12 protein-coding genes are annotated in these 17,006 nt (G+C 69.4%); 6 read left to right on the top strand and 6 right to left on the bottom strand.

The window, feature by feature from the left end:
- Window positions 1-30 precede the first annotated feature (30 nt).
- Window positions 31-1,182, bottom strand: coding sequence for a bifunctional glutamate N-acetyltransferase/amino-acid acetyltransferase ArgJ (argJ, locus tag WFH44_RS03510; protein ID WP_336711744.1), 1,152 nt, complete (start codon window positions 1,180-1,182; stop codon window positions 31-33).
- On the bottom strand, window positions 1,179-2,210 hold the full coding sequence (gene argC, locus WFH44_RS03505) for an N-acetyl-gamma-glutamyl-phosphate reductase (protein WP_336711742.1): 1,032 nt from the start codon (window positions 2,208-2,210) through the stop codon (window positions 1,179-1,181). The genes argJ and argC overlap by 4 nt, the downstream gene beginning before the upstream one ends.
- Window positions 2,211-2,375: 165 nt before the next feature.
- Between argC and WFH44_RS03500 the strand changes: the two genes are divergently transcribed.
- The 3 genes from WFH44_RS03500 to WFH44_RS03490 all read left to right on the top strand — a co-directional run bounded on the left by WFH44_RS03500 (window position 2,376) and on the right by WFH44_RS03490 (window position 8,674).
- Window positions 2,376-3,341: a quinone oxidoreductase family protein gene (locus WFH44_RS03500; RefSeq protein ID WP_336711741.1), complete on the top strand. Its 966-nt coding sequence runs from the start codon at window positions 2,376-2,378 to the stop codon at window positions 3,339-3,341.
- 63 nt (window positions 3,342-3,404) lie between these two features.
- Window positions 3,405-7,277 carry a Pls/PosA family non-ribosomal peptide synthetase gene (locus tag WFH44_RS03495; RefSeq protein WP_336711740.1) on the top strand — a complete coding sequence of 1,291 codons (3,873 nt, stop codon included), beginning with the start codon at window positions 3,405-3,407 and terminating at the stop codon, window positions 7,275-7,277.
- Window positions 7,274-8,674, top strand: a complete 1,401-nt coding sequence (locus tag WFH44_RS03490) for a M1 family metallopeptidase (protein WP_336711738.1) — start codon at window positions 7,274-7,276, stop codon at window positions 8,672-8,674. The genes WFH44_RS03495 and WFH44_RS03490 overlap by 4 nt, the downstream gene beginning before the upstream one ends.
- On the opposite strand, the gene WFH44_RS03485 is transcribed toward WFH44_RS03490, so the two are convergent.
- From WFH44_RS03485 to pheS, 3 genes are all read right to left on the bottom strand, one after another.
- Window positions 8,640-9,356: a 4'-phosphopantetheinyl transferase family protein gene (locus WFH44_RS03485; protein WP_336711735.1), complete on the bottom strand. Its 717-nt coding sequence runs from the start codon at window positions 9,354-9,356 to the stop codon at window positions 8,640-8,642. The two genes, WFH44_RS03490 and WFH44_RS03485, sit on opposite strands and share 35 nt — an antisense overlap.
- A 112-nt stretch (window positions 9,357-9,468) precedes the next feature.
- Entirely contained in the window at window positions 9,469-12,009 is a 2,541-nt protein-coding gene (gene pheT, locus WFH44_RS03480; protein WP_336711733.1) for a phenylalanine--tRNA ligase subunit beta, read from the bottom strand.
- Between the two features lie 3 nt (window positions 12,010-12,012).
- A complete protein-coding gene (gene pheS, locus WFH44_RS03475; RefSeq protein WP_336711731.1) occupies window positions 12,013-13,092 on the bottom strand; it encodes a phenylalanine--tRNA ligase subunit alpha in 1,080 nt (359 codons plus the stop codon).
- A gap of 147 nt (window positions 13,093-13,239) precedes the next feature.
- On the opposite strand from pheS, the gene WFH44_RS03470 reads away from it, so the two are divergent.
- Both WFH44_RS03470 and WFH44_RS03465 read left to right on the top strand, forming a co-directional pair.
- Complete coding sequence (locus tag WFH44_RS03470; RefSeq protein WP_336711729.1) at window positions 13,240-13,701, top strand: hypothetical protein; 462 nt, start codon at window positions 13,240-13,242, stop codon at window positions 13,699-13,701.
- Window positions 13,702-13,882: 181 nt separating this feature from the next.
- Entirely contained in the window at window positions 13,883-14,944 is a 1,062-nt protein-coding gene (locus tag WFH44_RS03465) for an Rv2578c family radical SAM protein (protein WP_336711728.1), read from the top strand.
- A 20-nt stretch (window positions 14,945-14,964) separates the two neighbouring features.
- Here WFH44_RS03465 and WFH44_RS03460 read toward each other — a convergent pair whose 3' ends face one another.
- Window positions 14,965-15,411, bottom strand: a complete 447-nt coding sequence (locus WFH44_RS03460) for a (deoxy)nucleoside triphosphate pyrophosphohydrolase (protein ID WP_336711726.1) — start codon at window positions 15,409-15,411, stop codon at window positions 14,965-14,967.
- 155 nt (window positions 15,412-15,566) lie between these two features.
- Between WFH44_RS03460 and WFH44_RS03455 the strand changes: the two genes are divergently transcribed.
- Window positions 15,567-16,826: an MFS transporter gene (locus WFH44_RS03455; RefSeq protein WP_336711724.1), complete on the top strand. Its 1,260-nt coding sequence runs from the start codon at window positions 15,567-15,569 to the stop codon at window positions 16,824-16,826.
- The last annotated feature ends 180 nt before the right edge of the window (window positions 16,827-17,006 follow it).

Genomic DNA, 17,006 nt, shown 5'->3' with positions numbered 1-17,006 from the left:
CTTCCGTTGCCGCGCCGGTGGCACCGGCGGTCAGCTGGAGTAGGCGGAGTTCTCGTGGACGTAGTCGTGGGTCAGGTCGTTGGTCCAGATGGTCGCCGACTCCGTGCCCGCCTTGAGGTCAATAATGACGGCGACGTCGCGCGCCTCGAGGTCGACCTGGTCCCGCGGCTCACCCACGCCGCCGTTGCGGCAGACCTGGACGCCGTTCATGGTCACGTTGAGGTTTTCCGGCTCGAAGACCGCGTCGGTCGTGCCCACCGCGGACAGCACCCGGCCCCAGTTGGGATCCTTGCCGAAGATAGCGGTCTTGAACAGGTTCGAGCGGGCCACGGCGCGGCTGACCGTCTCGGCATCGCGCTCGGACGCCGCGTTGATCGTGGTGACGGCGATGTCGTGGCTGGCGCCCTCGGCGTCGGTGATCAGCTGGCGGGCGAGCTTCGAGCAGAGCATGCCGAGGCCCCGGCTGAACTCGTCCAGGTCCGGCACCGCGCCGGAGGCGCCGGAGGCCAGCAGGACCACAGTGTCGTTGGTGGACATGCAGCCGTCCGAATCGGTCCGGTCGAAGGTGACGCGGGTGGCCTCCCGCAGCACCATCTCGAGGGCGGCCGCTTCAATCTGCGCATCCGTGGTGATGACCACCAGCATGGTGGCCAGGCCCGGGGCCAGCATGCCCGCCCCCTTGGCCATCCCGCCGATCGTGTAGCCGGTGCCGCTGAACACGGCCTCCTTGGCGACCGTGTCGGTGGTCATGATCGCCTCGGCGGCGTCCGCTCCCCCGTCTGCGTTGAGAGCCTTGGCCGCTGCCTCCACGCCGGGAAGCAGCTTGTCCATGGGCAGCTGCTCGCCGATCAGGCCGGTGGAGCAGACCAGCACGTCGCCGGCCGAAACCCCGAGGAGCTCTGCCGTTTTTTCGGCGGTGCGGTGCGTGTTCTGGAAGCCTTCGGCGCCCGTGCAGGCATTGGCGCCGCCGGAGTTCAGGATGACCGCGTCCGCGCGGCCGTCGCTGATGGCCTGGCGGGACCACTGCACGGGGGCCGCCGCGACGCGGTTGGAGGTGAAGACGGCGGCGGCGGACCGGGACGGACCGTCGTTGACCACCAGCGCGACGTCGGGCTTCCCCGAAGCCTTCAGGCCGGCGGTAACGCCGGCTGCGCGGAATCCTTGGGCTGCGGTGACGCTCACGGGGCAACTCCCTGGTGCGATAGGCCCGCGGTCTCCTCGAGACCCAGGGCGATGTTCATGGACTGGATGGCTCCGCCTGCCGTTCCCTTGGCCAGGTTGTCGATGGCGCAGCTGACGATGACACGGCCGGCGTGCTCGTCGAAGGCCAGTTGGAGGGCGACGTGGTTGGAGCCCTGCACGGCCTTGGTGTGCGGCCACTGCTCCTCGGGCAGCAGGTGCACAAACGGCTCGTCGGCGTAGGCCTCGGCCCAGGCGCCGCGCAGCCGCTCGCCGTCGACCCCGGGCTTGACCCGGGCCGTGGCGGTAGCGAGGATCCCCCGGCTCATCGGAGCCAGCGTCGGGGTGAAGGACACCTTCACCTGCTCGCCGGCGGCCGCGGAGAGGCCCTGCTCGATTTCCGGCGTGTGGCGGTGGCTGCCCCCGACGCCGTAGGGGCTCATCCCCCCCATGACCTCCGAACCCAGCAGGTGCGGCTTGGCCGACTTGCCCGCGCCCGAGGTGCCCGACGCCGCCACGATGACGACGTCGTCGGCCTCCAGTAGTCCGGCGGCAAAACCGGGCGCGAGGGCCAGCAGCGAGCTGGTCGGGTAGCAGCCGGGCACGGCGATGCGCTTGGCCTTGCGGAGCCGCTCGCGGTGGCCCGGAAGTTCGGGCAGGCCGTAGGGCCAGGTGCCGGCATGCGCGGAGCCGTAGAACTTCTCCCACGCCAGGGGGTCCTCGAGCCGGTGGTCCGCGCCAGCGTCGATGACCAGGGTGTCCATCGGCAGCTGGGCCGCGATCTCCGCGCTGGCGCCGTGCGGCAGCGCGAGGAACACCACGTCGTGGCCGACGAGGTTCTCCACGGTGGTCTCAACCAGGACCCGGTCGGCCAGCGTGTGCAGGTGCGGCTGCAGCCCGCCGAGTTTGCCGCCGGCATTGCTGTGCGCCGTGATGGCTCCGATCGACACCTCGGGATGGGACGACAGGAGCCGCAGGACCTCGCCTCCGGCATAGCCGCTGGCCCCGGATACTGCAACGGAATAAGTCATGGCGCCACTCTACAGCAAATTTATTCATGGCGAGGGATATTTATGCACGTTACGATGGTGCCAAGGTGCGCCGACCGGCTCACCACGGCCGATTCTAGCCGTCGTCTCGGCCGGTCCCGCACACTGCATGAAGAACCGGTCTTTTATGAAGGAGTGGCAGAGCGCATGGCAAAGGCAATCGTGGCAGAAGCACCCGGGGGACCCGAGGTCCTGCAACTGCAGGAAGTCGACAAGCCCGAACCCGGCCCCGGGCAGCTGCTCGTCAAAATGGCGGCCGCCGGCGTCAACTTCATCGAAACCTACGAACGCAGCGGCATCTACAACGTCAAGTTCCCCTACACGCCCGGCAGCGAAGGGGCCGGCACGGTCGAGGCAGTCGGGGACGGCACCGGGAACTGGGCCGCCGGGGATCGCGTCGCCTTCTGCGAAGGGGCGCGCACTTACGCCGAATATTCGCTCGTCGATGCGGACAAGGCCCTGGCGGTGCCTGACGGGATCAGCAACGAGACCGCCGCTGCCATCCCCCTGCAGGGCCTGACGGCACACTACCTGGTCAATTCCAGCTTCAAGGCCGCCTCGGGGCAGACGGTCCTGACCCACGCAGGCGCAGGCGGTGTGGGCCTGATCCTCACGCAGCTGCTCAAAGCCAAGGGCGTCCGCGTCATCACCACAGTCTCCTCCGACGAGAAGGAAGAGCTCGCGCGCGCGGCCGGGGCCGATGAAGTCCTGCGCTACGACGGCTTCCCCGACAAGGTGCGGCAGCTGACCGGCGGCACGGGCGTCGATGCGGTATACGACGGCGTGGGCAAGGACACCTTCGACGGTTCCCTCGCCAGCCTGCGCACCAGGGGCACCCTGGTGCTGTTCGGCGGTGCCTCCGGACAGGTTCCGCCGTTCGACCTGCAGCGCCTCAACTCCGGCGGATCGCTGTTCGTGACCAGGCCGAAGCTCAAGGACCACCTGCTCGACGCCGACGAGCGCGGGTGGCGCGCCCGCGAGATCTTCGGCGCGGTCGCGGCCGGCGACCTGGACATCCGGATCGGTGCTTCCTATCCGCTGGCGGACGCTGCCCGCGCGCACGAGGACCTGCAGGGCCGGCGAACCACCGGAAAGCTGCTGCTCGTCCCGTAAGGTTGCGCACGTTACACCGCAAAAGGGGCCATTCGTTCACATTGATAGGGGAAACTTGGCCGGATGACCTCCTTTGCCCCCCAGCTGCCCGGCTCAACGGAGACGCCGGAGCCCCGAACCCTCATTGACATCCTCGTCGCCAGCGCCGAGGCGCATCCCGACGCCACGGCGCTCGACGACGGCCACCGGCCGCTCAGCTACAGCGAGCTGATGGATGAGGTGCGGGCAAAGGGCCGCCGGCTCCACCTGGCCGGCCTGGGCGCCGGGGACAAGATCGGCATCCGGATCTCATCCGGCACGCGCGAGCTGTACATCGCCATCCTGGCGACCCTGTACATCGGCGCGGCCTACGTCCCGGTCGACGCCGATGACCCGGACGAGCGCGCGCGGCTCGTCTTCGGCGAGGCCAAGGTCGCCGGCATCCTGACCGACGGGGACACCATCCGGGTCACCCCGGGCCGACCCGCGCCCTTCCCCGCGGCTCGTCCTGCCGAGCTGGCCGACGACGCCTGGGTCATCTTCACGTCCGGTTCGACCGGCACGCCGAAGGGCGTCGCCGTCACCCAGCGGTCCGCGGCGGCCTTCGTGGACGCGGAGGCGCGGATCTTCCTGCCCGCCGAGCCCCTGGGGCCGCAGGACCGGGTACTCGCCGGCCTGTCGGTGGCCTTCGACGCCTCCTGCGAGGAGATGTGGCTGGCCTGGCGCCACGGCGCCTGCCTGGTCCCCGCGCCGCGGTCGCTGGTGCGCAGCGGCATGGACCTTGGCCCGTGGCTGCTCAGCCGGAACATCACCGCCGTGTCCACCGTGCCCACCCTCGCGGCCCTGTGGCCGGCCGAGGCGCTCGAAAATGTCCGGCTGCTGATCTTCGGCGGCGAAGCCTGCCCTCCCGAACTGGCGCGGCGACTCGCCGTGGAAGATCGCGAGGTCTGGAACACCTACGGGCCGACCGAGGCAACGGTCGTCGCCTGCGCCGCCCCGCTGGGCGGCGACGGGCCCGTGCGCATCGGGCTCCCCCTGGACGGCTGGGACCTGGCTGTGGTCGACGAGGCCGGAGTTCCGGTCCCCGCCGGCGGCACCGGCGAGCTGATCATCGGCGGCGTCGGCCTCGCCCGTTACCTCGACCCGGCGAAGGACGCCGAGAAGTACGCACCCATGCCGACGCTCGGCTGGGAGCGCGCCTACCGCAGCGGGGACCTGGTCACCTACGACCCGACCGGACTGCTCTTCGTGGGCCGCGCGGACGAACAGGTCAAGCTCGGCGGACGGCGGATCGAGCTGGGCGAGGTCGACGCCGCGCTGCAGGCCCTGCCCGGCGTCTCCGGCGCTGCCGCTGCCGTCAAGACGACGGCAGCCGGCAACCAACTGCTCGTGGGCTACCTCGCGACCCAGGACGGCTACGACCTGGACAGGGCGCGCGAGGTCCTGGCCGGCCAGCTGCCGGCCGCTTTGGTTCCGCTCCTCGCCGTCGTGGATACGCTGCCCGTGAAAACCAGCGGCAAGGTGGACCGCAACGCGCTGCCCTGGCCCCTGCCCGGCGCGCAGATCGCCGACCAGGCCGGCGTCCCGGACCTGGATCCGGAAGCCGCCTGGATCGCCGAACAGTGGGAAGCGGTGCTGGGCACGCCGATCGCCTCCCTCGATGCCGACTTCTTCACCCACGGCGGCGGGTCGCTGGCCGCGGCCCAGCTGGTCTCAGCACTGCGGAGCAAGTATCCGACGATCGCGGTGTCGGAGATTTATGCCCACCCGCGCTTCGGGGCGCTCGTCGACGCGGTGCGGCAGTCCGTCCCGGACGACCAGCCCGCGCATCCGCGCGAACGCGACGTCCGCCGGACCACGCGCAGGGCCCAGGTCTTCCAGACGCTAATGGGCATCCCGCTGGTCATGCTGATCGGCCTGCGCTGGCTGACCTACTTGATGGTCATCAACAATGTGCTTGCCTACACCGGGGTCCTGGCCTCCGCGCCGACCGTGTCCTGGTGGTGGGTGCTCGCGCTCTGGGCCGTCTTCGTCAGCCCGGTCGGCAGGATGGGCATTGCCGTGGCGGCCGCGCGGCTGCTGCTGCGCAAGGTCACCCCCGGCAACTATCCACGCTCGGGCAAGGTCCATCTGAGGCTCTGGCTGGCGGAGCAGATCGCGGACATGGCCGGCGCCGTGTCGCTGGCCAGCGCGCCCTTCGTGCCCTACTACGCCCGCGCGCTGGGGGCGCAGATCGGCCGCGACGTCGACCTGCACTCCATACCGCCCGTCACCGGCATGCTGTCCGTGGGCACCGGCGCGGCGGTCGAGCCCGAGGTCGACCTGTCCGGCTGGTGGATCGACGGGGACCGCGTCCACATCGGTCCCGTCCAGATCGGCGCGGGCGCCTCCATCGGCGCCCGCAGCACCATGATGCCCGGAGCCAAGATCGGTGCCCACGCCACGATCGCCCCCGGTTCCGCGGTCAGCGGCAAGGTCAAGGCCGGCCTGCACTTCTCCGGGTCGCCGGCCGTCCGGAAGGGAAAGGCACGGCAGGAGTGGCCGGACGCGCCGCCGAAGTCGTCGCCCCTGTGGTCGCTGTTCTACCCGCTGGCTTCAGCGTTCCTGGCACTCATGCCGTACGCGGCCGCCGCGGCGGCTGTCGCCGTCGTCGTACTTATGGTCCCCTCCGAAACCAGCCTGTCGGACGCCTTCCTGCCGCTGCTCGCGAGCGTGCCGCTGGCGGCCGCCGTCTGGTTCGCCGGCCTCATGCTGCTCGTGGCGCTGACCGTCCGGTTGCTGGGCGTCGGCATGGAACCCGGCTTCCACCGCGTGCGCAGTCGGGTCGGCTGGCAGGTCTGGGCCACCGAACGCGTCCTCGACATGGCGCGGGATCTGCTCTTCCCCATCTACGCCAGCCTTTTCACCCCCGCGTGGCTGCGCATGCTCGGCGCCAAGGTCGGCAGGAACGTCGAGGCGTCGACGGTCCTGCTCATTCCCAAGATGACCACCATCGGCGAGGGCGCCTTCCTGGCCGATGACACGATGGTGGCCTCCTACGAACTCGGCGGCGGCTGGATGAAGGTTGGTCCGGCCAAGATCGGCAAGCGCTCGTTCCTGGGCAATTCCGGCATGACGGGCGCCGGGCGGCGGGTTCCGAAGAACTCGCTCGTCGCGGTCCTCTCCGCCACACCGGCCAAGGCCAAGTCCGGGTCATCCTGGCTGGGCAGCCCGCCGGTGCGGCTGCACCGAACGGAGGTCGCCGCTGACGTGAGCCTCACCTACGACCCGCCCGCCAGGCTGAAGCTCGCCCGGTCGCTGTGGGAGCTGTGCCGGTTCGTTCCGGTCATGGTCACCGTCGCCCTGGCCCTGGCCGTCCTGGCCGCACTCGACTGGGTAGCCGGAGCCTACGGCTACCTCGTGGCCGGGTTGGGCGGAGGTGTGGTCCTTGCCGCGGCCGGGGCGGTTGCGGCTGGCAGCTCGGTGCTCGCCAAATGGCTGCTCGTCGGCCGGATCCGTGCCGGGGAACACGCGCTCTGGAGCTCCTTCATCTGGCGCAACGAAGTCGTCGACACCTTCGTCGAGCTGGTGAGCGCCCCCTGGTTCGGCCGGATCACCTCCGGTTCCCCGCCGCTGGTCTGGTGGCTGCGCGGGCTAGGCGCGAAGATCGGCCACGGTGTCTGGTGCGAAAGCTACTGGCTGCCCGAGGCGGACCTCGTTGTGCTCGGGGACGGCTCGACCGTCAGCCGGGGCTGCGTGGTCCAGACGCACCTCTTCCACGACCGCGTGATGAGCATTGATACCGTGGAGCTGGCGGCCGGCGCCACCCTGGGCCCGCACGGAGTCATTCTCCCCGCCGCTTCCATTGCCGCCGGAGCAACGGTCGGCCCCGCCTCGCTGGTAATGCGCGGCGAGACCGTCCCGGCGGCCAGCTACTGGATGGGAAACCCCGTACGACCGTGGATCACCGGAGCATGAGTTCTAACGCCGACACCCGGCCGGAGGAGGCCGGCGCCGCCGCGGCGCCGCCCGAGTCGCCGTGCCCGGCCCGCCTTGACCCCTACCTTCCGGGATCGGGCAGCACCGCATTTGCCGTCCTGCATTACGACCTTGACCTCGAAGTGAAGCTCGCCGCCAACAGGCTCTCGGGCCGAGCCCGGCTGACGGCGCGTATCCTTGAGCCGGTCCAGCGGCTGGAACTGGATCTGGCACGCCTGGCGGCGTCCAAAGTCCTGGTCAATGGCCGGCGGCCGAAGAAGGTCTCACATCGCGGCGGCAAACTCATCCTGGCGCTGGCCTCCGAGCTGGACGCCGGGGCGGACGTGGAACTGGACATCCGCTACGAGGGGTCGCCCGCTCCGGTCCGCGGCCTGTGGGGCGAGGTCGGCTGGGAAGAACTCGCCGACGGCGTCCTGGTCGCAGGCCAGCCCAATGGCGCCCCCTCGTGGTTCCCCTGCAACGACCGTCCCTCCGATAAGGCGACCTACCGGATCGCGGTGACCACCGACGCCGGCTATCGGGCGGTCGCCAACGGGGACCTCGTCCAGCACAGCAAGAAGTCGAGCAGGGAAACCTGGGAATACCGGATGGACCGGCCGATGGCCAGTTACCTCGCCACGGTCCAGATTGGGCGGTACGGCCTCGAGGACCTGGCGGACGGCCAGCCGGAATCCGTTATCAGCAGCCGCGGCATCGTCCGGCAGCACATCGCCGTCCCCGGACCGCTCGCGGTCGACGCTCGCAGCAGCCTGGTCCGCCAGGAACACATGATGGAAACCTTCATTGCACGGTTCGGGGCATACCCGTTCAGCCAGTACACCGTCGTCGTCACCGAGGATGAACTGGAAATACCGCTGGAGGCGCAGTCGCTATCCGTGCTCGGGAGCAACCACTTGAGCTCTTCCTGGGAGGCCCAGCGGCTGATCGCCCACGAACTCTCGCACCAGTGGTTCGGCAACTCCCTCACGGTGGCACGCTGGCAGGATATCTGGCTGCACGAAGGCTTCGCCTGCTATGCGGAGTGGATCTGGTCCGAAGAGTCCGGCTCGATGCCTGCCGCGGCCCGAGCCAACGCCGCGTGGAAGAGGCTGGCGGCGCTTCCGCAGGACATCGTGGTCGGCGATCCCGGCCCGGAACTGATGTTCGATGACCGCGTTTACAAGCGCGGCGCCCTTGCACTGGAGGCCCTCCGCCGGTCGGTGGGCGACGCCGCCTTCTACCGCTTGCTGCGCCGCTGGGCCACCGAGCACCGGTACGGCTCGGTGGACACCGGCATGTTCATCGCAGTGGCGGAGGCGGAGACAGGCTTCGACGTCCGGAGCCTATTGGACGCCTGGCTGTTCAGCCGCGGGCTGCCAGCTCTTCCCGGAAGATAATTCCCGGTTGGGACGATCCGCCGACGGCCAGTGAGGCGGTCAGCGAGACCGGGACCGGGTTTCCGGCCTCGCTGGCGGGCAGGTCGAGGTCGAGAAGCCGGATTCCCGGCCGCTCCCCCGCGTGCCCGGGCCACAGCATCAGCTTGGGGCTTCCGTCCGCGTCCGCTACCCCGATGGAATCCGGGGCCAGCCGCAGGCCGTGACCCGTCGACTTCAGCAGAGCTTCCTTGCGGGTCCACAGCCGCGCGCGCATCAGCCGGGGAGAGTCCGAGGACCCGACGAGCCGTCGTTCCTCCTCGGTGAACGCCACGGGGTCAATATTGTCCGTGTCCCCGAAGGCGTCCGAGCCGGCGTCTTCCAGGTCGACTCCCAGCAGGACGGGGCGGAAAATAAGCGCGACGAGCAGCCACTGTCCCGTCCGGCTGTAGCTGAGCCGGACCGGTGAGGGAGCCCCGTCGAGCTGCAGCTGCGGCTGCCCGTGGCTGCCGTCATTTCCTCGCTCGCAGTCCCGGCAGTCGAACAGCAGCTCGAGCCGCTCGCGGGCCACGTCCAGTTCCTCGGCCGCGAGGAGCAGAACCCGTTCACGCGCCCGCCGGCGGATTCCGTCGCGGCGCATCGGCTGTCCGCTGTCCTCGGCCTCCGCCTCGAGATGGACCAGCCGGATAATCACCTCGGCCTTCATACCTGCATCATTTCCTACCCCCGGTGGCGGCGGGACCTGGGCGCATCGCCCGGTCCCGCCGTCGTTGTTCTTCACTTCTTACCCGTTGCAGCGCCCGCTGCGGAGCGCGGACTCAGCGTTGGACTGCGCCGAACCGCTCGGCGGCCAGCGCGACGGCGGCCGCGCGGGCCTCCGAGGCCTCGTCCGCGGTCAGCGTGCGGTCATTTGCCCGGAAGCGCAGGCCGAACGCCAACGACTTCTTGCCGGATTCGATTCCCGTGCCGGAGTAGACGTCGAACAGCGCGATGTCCTCCAGCAGCTCGCCCGCACCCTCGCGGAGGGTTTCCAGCACCATGCTGGCCGGGGTCTCCTGGTCCACCACAAGCGCCACGTCCTGGGTGGCCAGCGGGAACGTGGAGATGTGCTTGGCCACGATGACGTCCGGGGCCGCGGCGAAGAGCAGCTCGGCGTTCAGCTCGAGCGCGACCGTGCGGGCCGGGAGGTCCCGTGCCGCCAGCAGCTTCGGATGCAGTTCGCCCGAATAGCCGACGGTCTCGCCACTGCGCAGCGAGATCCTGGCGGTGCGGCCGGGGTGGAAGGCCTGGTGCAGTCCCTGCTCGATGACCAGTTCGACGCCGAGGACGTCGCCGACCAGGCGGGCCATGTCCAGTGCGTCGGCCCAGTCCCACGGGTGCGGCGTGTGGCCGGCGCCGGCCGGCGAGTCATGCCCCATGAAGACGGCCGCAATGTGCAGCGGCTGGTCCGGAATGCCGTCGTAGAGGCCATCCAGCACCTCCTCGTCCGGCAGCGCGCCCAGCGGCGGGACAGACGCCGAGCCGAGCCGCTCGCCCGGCAGGAACACCAGGCCGGCCTCGTAGAGGGCCAGGTCGCGGAAGCCGCGCGAGTGGTTGCGCCGCGCCGTCTCCAGCAGCCCCGGCAGGACGCTGGTACGGAGGTAGCCGTGCTCGTCGCTCAGCGGGTTGGCCAGCTTCAGTGCGCTGCGGCCGGTGCCGTCCGGCGAACCGAAGGTGTCATTGTCCGCCTTGGTGGCGAACGGGTAGGAAAGCACCTCGGTCAGGCCCGCGTCCGCAAGCGACTGCAGGACGCGCCGCCGCTGCTGCTGGGTCCGTGTCAGGCCCCGTCCGGGCGGAGCGACGGGCAGCGTCGCGGGAATCTTGTCGTAGCCGACCAGCCGCGCAATCTCCTCGGTCAGGTCCTCCTTGATGACCAGGTCCTGGCGCCAGCTGGGCACCGTCACCCGGTAGCCGCCGTCGTAGTTCTCGACGCCGGCGCCCAGATCCTGCAGCGAGGAGAGGATCTGGTCCTCGGTGAATTCCATGCCGATGCGCTCCGCCGCATACTGCGCCGGCAGGTCGATAACGACGGCGGCAGGTTCCTGTCCGGTGTCCGTGGCGGTGGCGTCGGCGGTACCGCCGGCGAGCTCGGTCAGCAGGTCCACGGCCCGCTGGGCCGCCTCGTCCGCGACCTGCCAGTCGACGCCGCGCTCGAAGCGCTTCGAGGCCTCGGACGGCAGCTTGTGCCGACGGCGGGAGCGCGCGATGCCGACTTCCTCGAAGTGGGCCGCCTCGATCAGGATGTTGACGGTGCTGTCCGAAACTTCGGTGGCGGCACCGCCCATGACGCCGGCAATGCCGATGGCGCCGGAGTCATCGGTGATGAGCAGGTCTTCGGGATCCAGTTTGCGGACCTTGCCGTCCAGTGTCTCGAGCGTTTCGCCCTGGTTCGCGCGCCGCACGACGATGTCGCCCGCGAGCCGATCCAGGTCGTAGAAGTGCAGCGGCTGGCCGAGTTCGAGCATCACGTAGTTGGAGATATCGACCACCAGCGAGATGGACCGGATGCCGGCCAGGCGCAGCCGTGAGGCCATCCACGGCGGCGTGGGCCGGGAGGGGTCCACGCCGCGTACCGTGCGCGCCACGAAGCGGTCGCATCCGGGCTTCCCGTAGATCGGGGCCTGGTCCTCGAGCCGGACCGGGTAGCCCGGACCGTCCGCCGCCGCCACCTTCACACCCGCGGCGGGATCCGTGAATTCGGTGCCGGTGGCGTGCGCATATTCGCGTGCCACGCCGCGGATGGAGAAGCAGTAGCTCCGGTCCGGGGTGACGTTGATCTCGGCTGCCTCGTCGTGCAGGCTGAGGACCTCGAGGGCGTCGGTGCCGATCTCGGGGTCCAGTCCAAGGGTGGAAAGCACGAGGATTCCGTCGTGGTCCTCCCCGATGCCGAGTTCGCGTACCGACGCGATCATGCCGGCGGACAGGTGGCCGTAGGTCTTGCGCGGGGTGATCCGGAAGTCCCCGGGCAGCACCGCTCCGGGCAGGGTCACGACGACCTTGTCGCCCGGTTCGAAATTGTGGGCGCCGCAGACGATGCCCTGCACGCCCGAGGGGTCGATACCATCGCCGGTGAGGGTCTGCTCGCTGCCTTCCGGGACAACCCGGACCCGGCACCAGTTGATCGTCTTGCCGTTGGACTGCGGTTCCTTCTCGGCGGAGAGCACCTGGCCGACCACGATGGGGCCCTTCAGCTCGTCCAGCGGACGATGGACCGCCTCTTCCTCGAGGCCGACCTTGACCAACTGGGCCATAACGTCTTCGGCCGTCGCTCCGGCCGGAACCTGGGCATACTCCCGCAGCCAGGAAAGTGGGATACGCATTACTTAGATCTCCATCCCGAAGTGTTCGCTGAATCGGACGTCGCCTTCGATCATGTCGTGCATGTCGCCGACCTCGTTGCGGAACATGAGCGTGCGCTCGATGCCCATTCCGAAGGCGAAGCCGGAGTAGACCTCGGGATCGATGCCTGCTGCCCGCAGCACGTTGGGGTGCACCATGCCGCAGCCTCCCCACTCGATCCACTGCGGGCCGCCCTTGGCACCGGGGTGCCAGATGTCGAGCTCGGCGGAAGGCTCCGTGAACGGGAAGAAGTTCGGGCGCAGCCGGATGGACGCCTCGGCGCCGAACATCTGCCGGGCGAAGTGCTCCAGGGTGCCGCGCAGGTCCGCCATGGACAGGCCCTTGTCGATGGCCAGGCCCTCGAACTGGTGGAACACGGGCGTGTGCGTGGCGTCGAGCTCATCGGTCCGGAAAACCTTGCCGGGGCACAGCACGTAGACCGGCAGGTCCCGCTCCAGCATGGAACGCACCTGGACCGGCGACGTGTGCGTGCGCATCAGCAGGTGGGCCTCGGGCGGCTCGACGAAGAAGGTGTCCTGCATTTCGCGGGCGGGATGGTCCGGCTTGAAGTTCAGCGCGTCGAAGTTGAACCACTCGGACTCCACCTCGGGGCCTTCGGCGATTTCCCAGCCCATCCCCACGAAGATGTCGCTGACGCGGTCCTGCAGAACGGACAGCGGGTGGCGGGCACCGGCACGACGACGGCGGGGGGCCGCCGTAACGTCGACGGCTTCCTCCACGAGGATCTGGGCGTCGCGCGCGGCTTCGAGTTCCTCGGTCCGGGCGGCGAGCGCCTTGTTCAGGCGCCCGCGTGCAGGGCCTACCAGCTTGCCGGCAGCGGCCTTCTCAGCCTTATCCAGCTTCCCGATCTCCCGGTTGGCCAGGCTCAGCGGGGACTTCTCCCCGGTGTGGGCAATCCGCACGGCCTTGAGCTCCTCAAGGTCGGCCGCCGCCGCCATGGCCTCCAGCGCGCGCTCTACGGCGGCGGCGATGGCTGCTTCATCAAGCGGGTGCGGCACGGCGGCAACCTGGGGGGACTCCGTCCCCACGGTGGTTTCAGACATGTGTGAGTACTTACCTTCGGTTCGCGTACAAGCGCCGCGACAGCGCCGATGCGGCGCGGCTGGCCCGGCAATCGGGCCTGTCGTGGCACCCCTAAGTCTAGTGGACGCCACCGACGCCCACTGAACAGGGCCACCTATGATGAACCTATGACCGCCGGGGAACGCCTGCGCCGCCTGCTCAACTGGATCAACCTGTCGACCCTGCTCGGGCTCGGAACGGCCGGACTGGCCCGCTGTTCGCTTCATGACGGTCCCCGCGGCCTGATCCTCGCCCACGGCTACACCTGGCCGCTGCCAAAGGCCGCCGCCTTCACACTCGGCAACGTTGTCCTGTTCCGGCCGGAGTCCGCCCGCCTCGCCAACAATCCGGTGCTACTGGGGCACGAAGCCCGGCACAGCACCCAGTACGCCCTCTGCCTCGGGCTGCCCTTCCTGCCCCTTTATCTGGCGGCGGCACTGTGGTCCCTGCTCCGGACCGGCGACCCGGCCTCCCGGAACCCCTTCGAGCGTGCGGCCGGATTGCGCGAAGGCGGCTACCGCGAGCGCCCGCTGCGGCCCCTCCTGCGCGCCGGCGACCGCGAGCGCCGGCCGTGGCCCTCCCGGCGCTGACAGCCACGCACTTCCGGCGTCGACAGCTTCCCCTTCCCGCGTCAGCAGCATCCCCTTCCCGCGTCGACAGCTTCCCCTTCCCGCGTCAGCAGGATCCCCTTCCCGCGTCGACAGCTTCCCTCCCCCCGGTGCCGGCACAACCGCCCTTGAGCAATATTCGAATCTGTGTTCGAATAGATGCATGCGATGGGACGGACAGTCATTGGCGGCCGAAGATACCTCCGCCCTGCCAGGCCTGACCCGGCTGGCGGGGCTGGTCCGGTCGGTGCAGACACCCGAATTCGCCGGAGTGACGTTCCACGAAATCGCCTGCAAATCGGCGCTCAGCCGGGTTCCGGCCCAATCGGGCATGCCCTTCGAGTGGACTATCAATCCCACGCGCGGCTGCCTGCATCAGTGCACGTACTGCTTCGCGCGGAAGACCCACGAGTACCTGGACCTGGACTCCGGCCGCGACTTCGACACGCAGATCATCGTCAAAACGAATGTCGTCGAGGTGCTCCGCAGGGAGCTCTCCCGCCCGTCCTGGAAGGGCGAGCCCGTCGCCCTGGGCACCAATTCGGATCCCTACATGCGCGCGGAAGGCCGGTACGGGCTCATGCCCGGCATCATCAATGCCCTAGCTGACTCCGGCACATCCTTCTCCATCCTGACCAAGGGCCCCCTGCTCAAGCGCGACCTGCCTCTCCTGAAGCAAGCCGCGGCCAGCGTGGACGTCGGGATCGGCGTCTCGCTGGCTTTCGCGGACGCCCGGATGCAGCAGCAGGTGGAACCCGGTACGCCCACGCCGAAAGCGCGGCTGGACCTCATCCGGGCGGTCGCGGAGGCTGGCTTTGAATGCGGCGTGATGGCGATGCCGATCCTGCCGTGGCTGACCGACAGCGACGAGCATCTCGACCGCCTTTTTTCCCAGCTGGCGGCGGCCGGCGCCTCCGGAGTGACAGCCGGCGCCCTCCATCTGCGGCCGGGGGCGCGCGAGTGGTTCCTGCAATGGCTGGCCCGCGAGTATCCATCGTTAGTCGGCCGCTACCGCGGCCTGTACAACGGCGGCTCCTATGCATCCAAGGACTACCGGCAGTGGCTGGCCGGGAGAGTCAGGAAATTCAGGCTCCGCCACGGACTCGACGGCGGAGCCGCCCAGCTGCGGGTATCGGCGACGGCGGCGGCCCGGCACGGAGCGGTCCCTCCGTCGGCAGAGGTGGCATTGACCACACTTCCGGTGCATGAACCGACCCTCTTCTAGGCAGGCCCGGGCGGCCGTCCTCAGGGCAGGCTGCTGTGCGCTGTTCGCGCGGCCTCCAATACGGCGGAGACGATGGGGAAATCCGCCGGGATCCAAGGCAGCGCCGTCAGTTCCGGCTGCCGAAGGTCCACCCAGCGCAGTTCATCGTGGTCTTCCAGGGGGCGAGGCTCCCCGTCGACGATCCGCACGTTCCATACGCGCATAGCGGCCGCATCGTTCAGTGGCCACCCCTGGTCCAGCGGGCCGACGACTTCCGTCCCGAGCTCCACGTCGACGCCAAGCTCCTCGCGGATCTCGCGGCGTAGGCCGTCTTCGCAGCCCTCCCCCGGTTCCACTTTGCCGCCGGGAAACTCCCAGAGGCCGGCCAACGGCTCGGGTGCGTTGCGCCGGGCGGCGAGCAGCCTCGTCGGGCTCTCCAGCGAATCGAGGATGGCGGCGCCGACAATCTGCTTCAGTCGTGGTTCCACCCCACGAGTCTACGGCGGAAGGCCGCACCCGGCTGACCGGAAGGTGTCCTCCGCTACACCGTGCCCCGGACGACGACGTCGAAGTGTTACCTTTACGGCACCGTCCGACTCATGGCCGATCCGGCCTCGCCTCCCCCTTACCCGGAGTCCCATACATGCTTTCCAACGATGACCACGACGCCGCGCAGAACCACCCGCGTGTCCCCATCGCCGCAGCCATCATCGCCCTCGCGGCCGGCGGCTTCGGCATCGGGACCACGGAGTTCGCCATCATGGGGCTGCTGCAGAACGTGGCGGAAGGCCTGCAGATCAGCATTCCGCAGAGCGGCCAGCTGATTTCCGCCTACGCCCTGGGGGTCGTCATCGGGGCCCCGGTCCTGGCCGCCCTGGGTGCGCGGCTACCCCACAAGCACATGGCGCTGGGGCTGATGGCACTGTTTACGGTGGGAAACCTGTCGTCGGTCCTTGCCCCGGACTTCGGCTCCATGCTGGTGACCAGGTTCATTTCGGGCCTGCCGCACGGCGCCTACTTCGGGATCGCCGCCGTCATCGCGGCCTCCCTGGTCGCCCCGGCCAAACGCCCCCGCGCGGTCGCCGCGGTCATGCTGGGCCTGGCCGTGGCCAACGTCGTGGGCGTTCCCCTGGTGACCTGGCTTGGCCAGAACTACGGCTGGCGCCTGATGTTCGTGGCCGTCGGCATCATCGGCGCCATCACGCTGCTCCTGGTCCAGCGCTTCGTCCCGTTCAGGCCCGCGCACGCCGAGGCGAGCATGCGCCGCGAGCTGCGGGCGTTGAAGCGCATCCAGGTGTGGCTCGCCCTGCTAATCGGTGTGGTCGGCTTCGGCGGGTTCTTCGCCGTCTACTCGTACATCAGCCCGACCATGACGGACGTCGCCGGACTGCCTGAATCCGCGCTGCCGCTCATCGTCGGTCTGTATGGACTCGGCATGGTCGCCGGCAACATCCTGGGCGGACGGCTGGCCGAGCGCTCGGTGATGGGCAGCATCTACCAGGTAATGATAGCCATCGTGTGCGTGCTCGCCCTCTTCTGGGTGGTCGCGGATATCGCCGTCCTAGCCGTGGTCATGGTGTTCCTGATCGGCGTCGCCGGTTCCAGCCTCATCCCCGGCCTGCAGACCAGGCTCATGGACGCTTCACCGGACGCCCAGACGCTGGCAGCCTCGCTGAACCACTCTGCGCTGAACATGGCCAACGCCCTCGGAGCCTTCCTCGGCGGTGCCGTGATTTCCGCGGGCTGGGGCTACAAGGCGCCCGCCTTGGTCGGGGCAGGCCTGGCCGTCCTCGGCCTGGCCGTGGCGGTTATCTCGGGCCTCATCGAGCGGAAACCTCGGGCGTCGGCCGGCCCCGGTAGGGGTGCCGCATTCTCGGACCGGAAGATATCGGGCGCCAGGTAGCTCACCCGGGCGATCGGAACGGCGTCCCGGATCCGCCGCTGTACGCCGTCGATCCTGCGGCCGATTTCCGACCCGAATCGGGCCGATGGTGATCTTGGCCGCCACGAGCAGTTCCTCCGGCCCGAGGTGCGCCGTCTTCAGGAGGATGATCCGTGTGTCGCCGCCGGCACCGAGGGCCCG

The sequence above is a fragment of the Arthrobacter sp. USHLN218 genome, assembly GCF_037144715.1.
GTDB lineage: Bacteria > Actinomycetota > Actinomycetes > Actinomycetales > Micrococcaceae > Crystallibacter.
This window is presented reverse-complemented; position numbering and strand designations above follow the sequence as displayed.

What these genes read in the sequence shown, in the direction of transcription:
- WFH44_RS03470 (WP_336711729.1), top strand. Translation starts at nt 13,240, where the DNA reads ATGACCGCCGGGGAACGCCTGCGCCGCCTGCTCAACTGGATCAACCTG.
- WFH44_RS03465 (WP_336711728.1), top strand. Translation starts at nt 13,883, where the DNA reads ATGCGATGGGACGGACAGTCATTGGCGGCCGAAGATACCTCCGCCCTG.
- WFH44_RS03490 (WP_336711738.1), top strand. Translation starts at nt 7,274, where the DNA reads ATGAGTTCTAACGCCGACACCCGGCCGGAGGAGGCCGGCGCCGCCGCG.
- pheS (WP_336711731.1), bottom strand. Translation starts at nt 13,092, where the DNA reads ATGTCTGAAACCACCGTGGGGACGGAGTCCCCCCAGGTTGCCGCCGTG.
- WFH44_RS03455 (WP_336711724.1), top strand. Translation starts at nt 15,567, where the DNA reads ATGCTTTCCAACGATGACCACGACGCCGCGCAGAACCACCCGCGTGTC.
- pheT (WP_336711733.1), bottom strand. Translation starts at nt 12,009, where the DNA reads ATGCGTATCCCACTTTCCTGGCTGCGGGAGTATGCCCAGGTTCCGGCC.
- WFH44_RS03485 (WP_336711735.1), bottom strand. Translation starts at nt 9,356, where the DNA reads ATGAAGGCCGAGGTGATTATCCGGCTGGTCCATCTCGAGGCGGAGGCC.
- WFH44_RS03500 (WP_336711741.1), top strand. Translation starts at nt 2,376, where the DNA reads ATGGCAAAGGCAATCGTGGCAGAAGCACCCGGGGGACCCGAGGTCCTG.
- argC (WP_336711742.1), bottom strand. Translation starts at nt 2,210, where the DNA reads ATGACTTATTCCGTTGCAGTATCCGGGGCCAGCGGCTATGCCGGAGGC.
- WFH44_RS03495 (WP_336711740.1), top strand. Translation starts at nt 3,405, where the DNA reads ATGACCTCCTTTGCCCCCCAGCTGCCCGGCTCAACGGAGACGCCGGAG.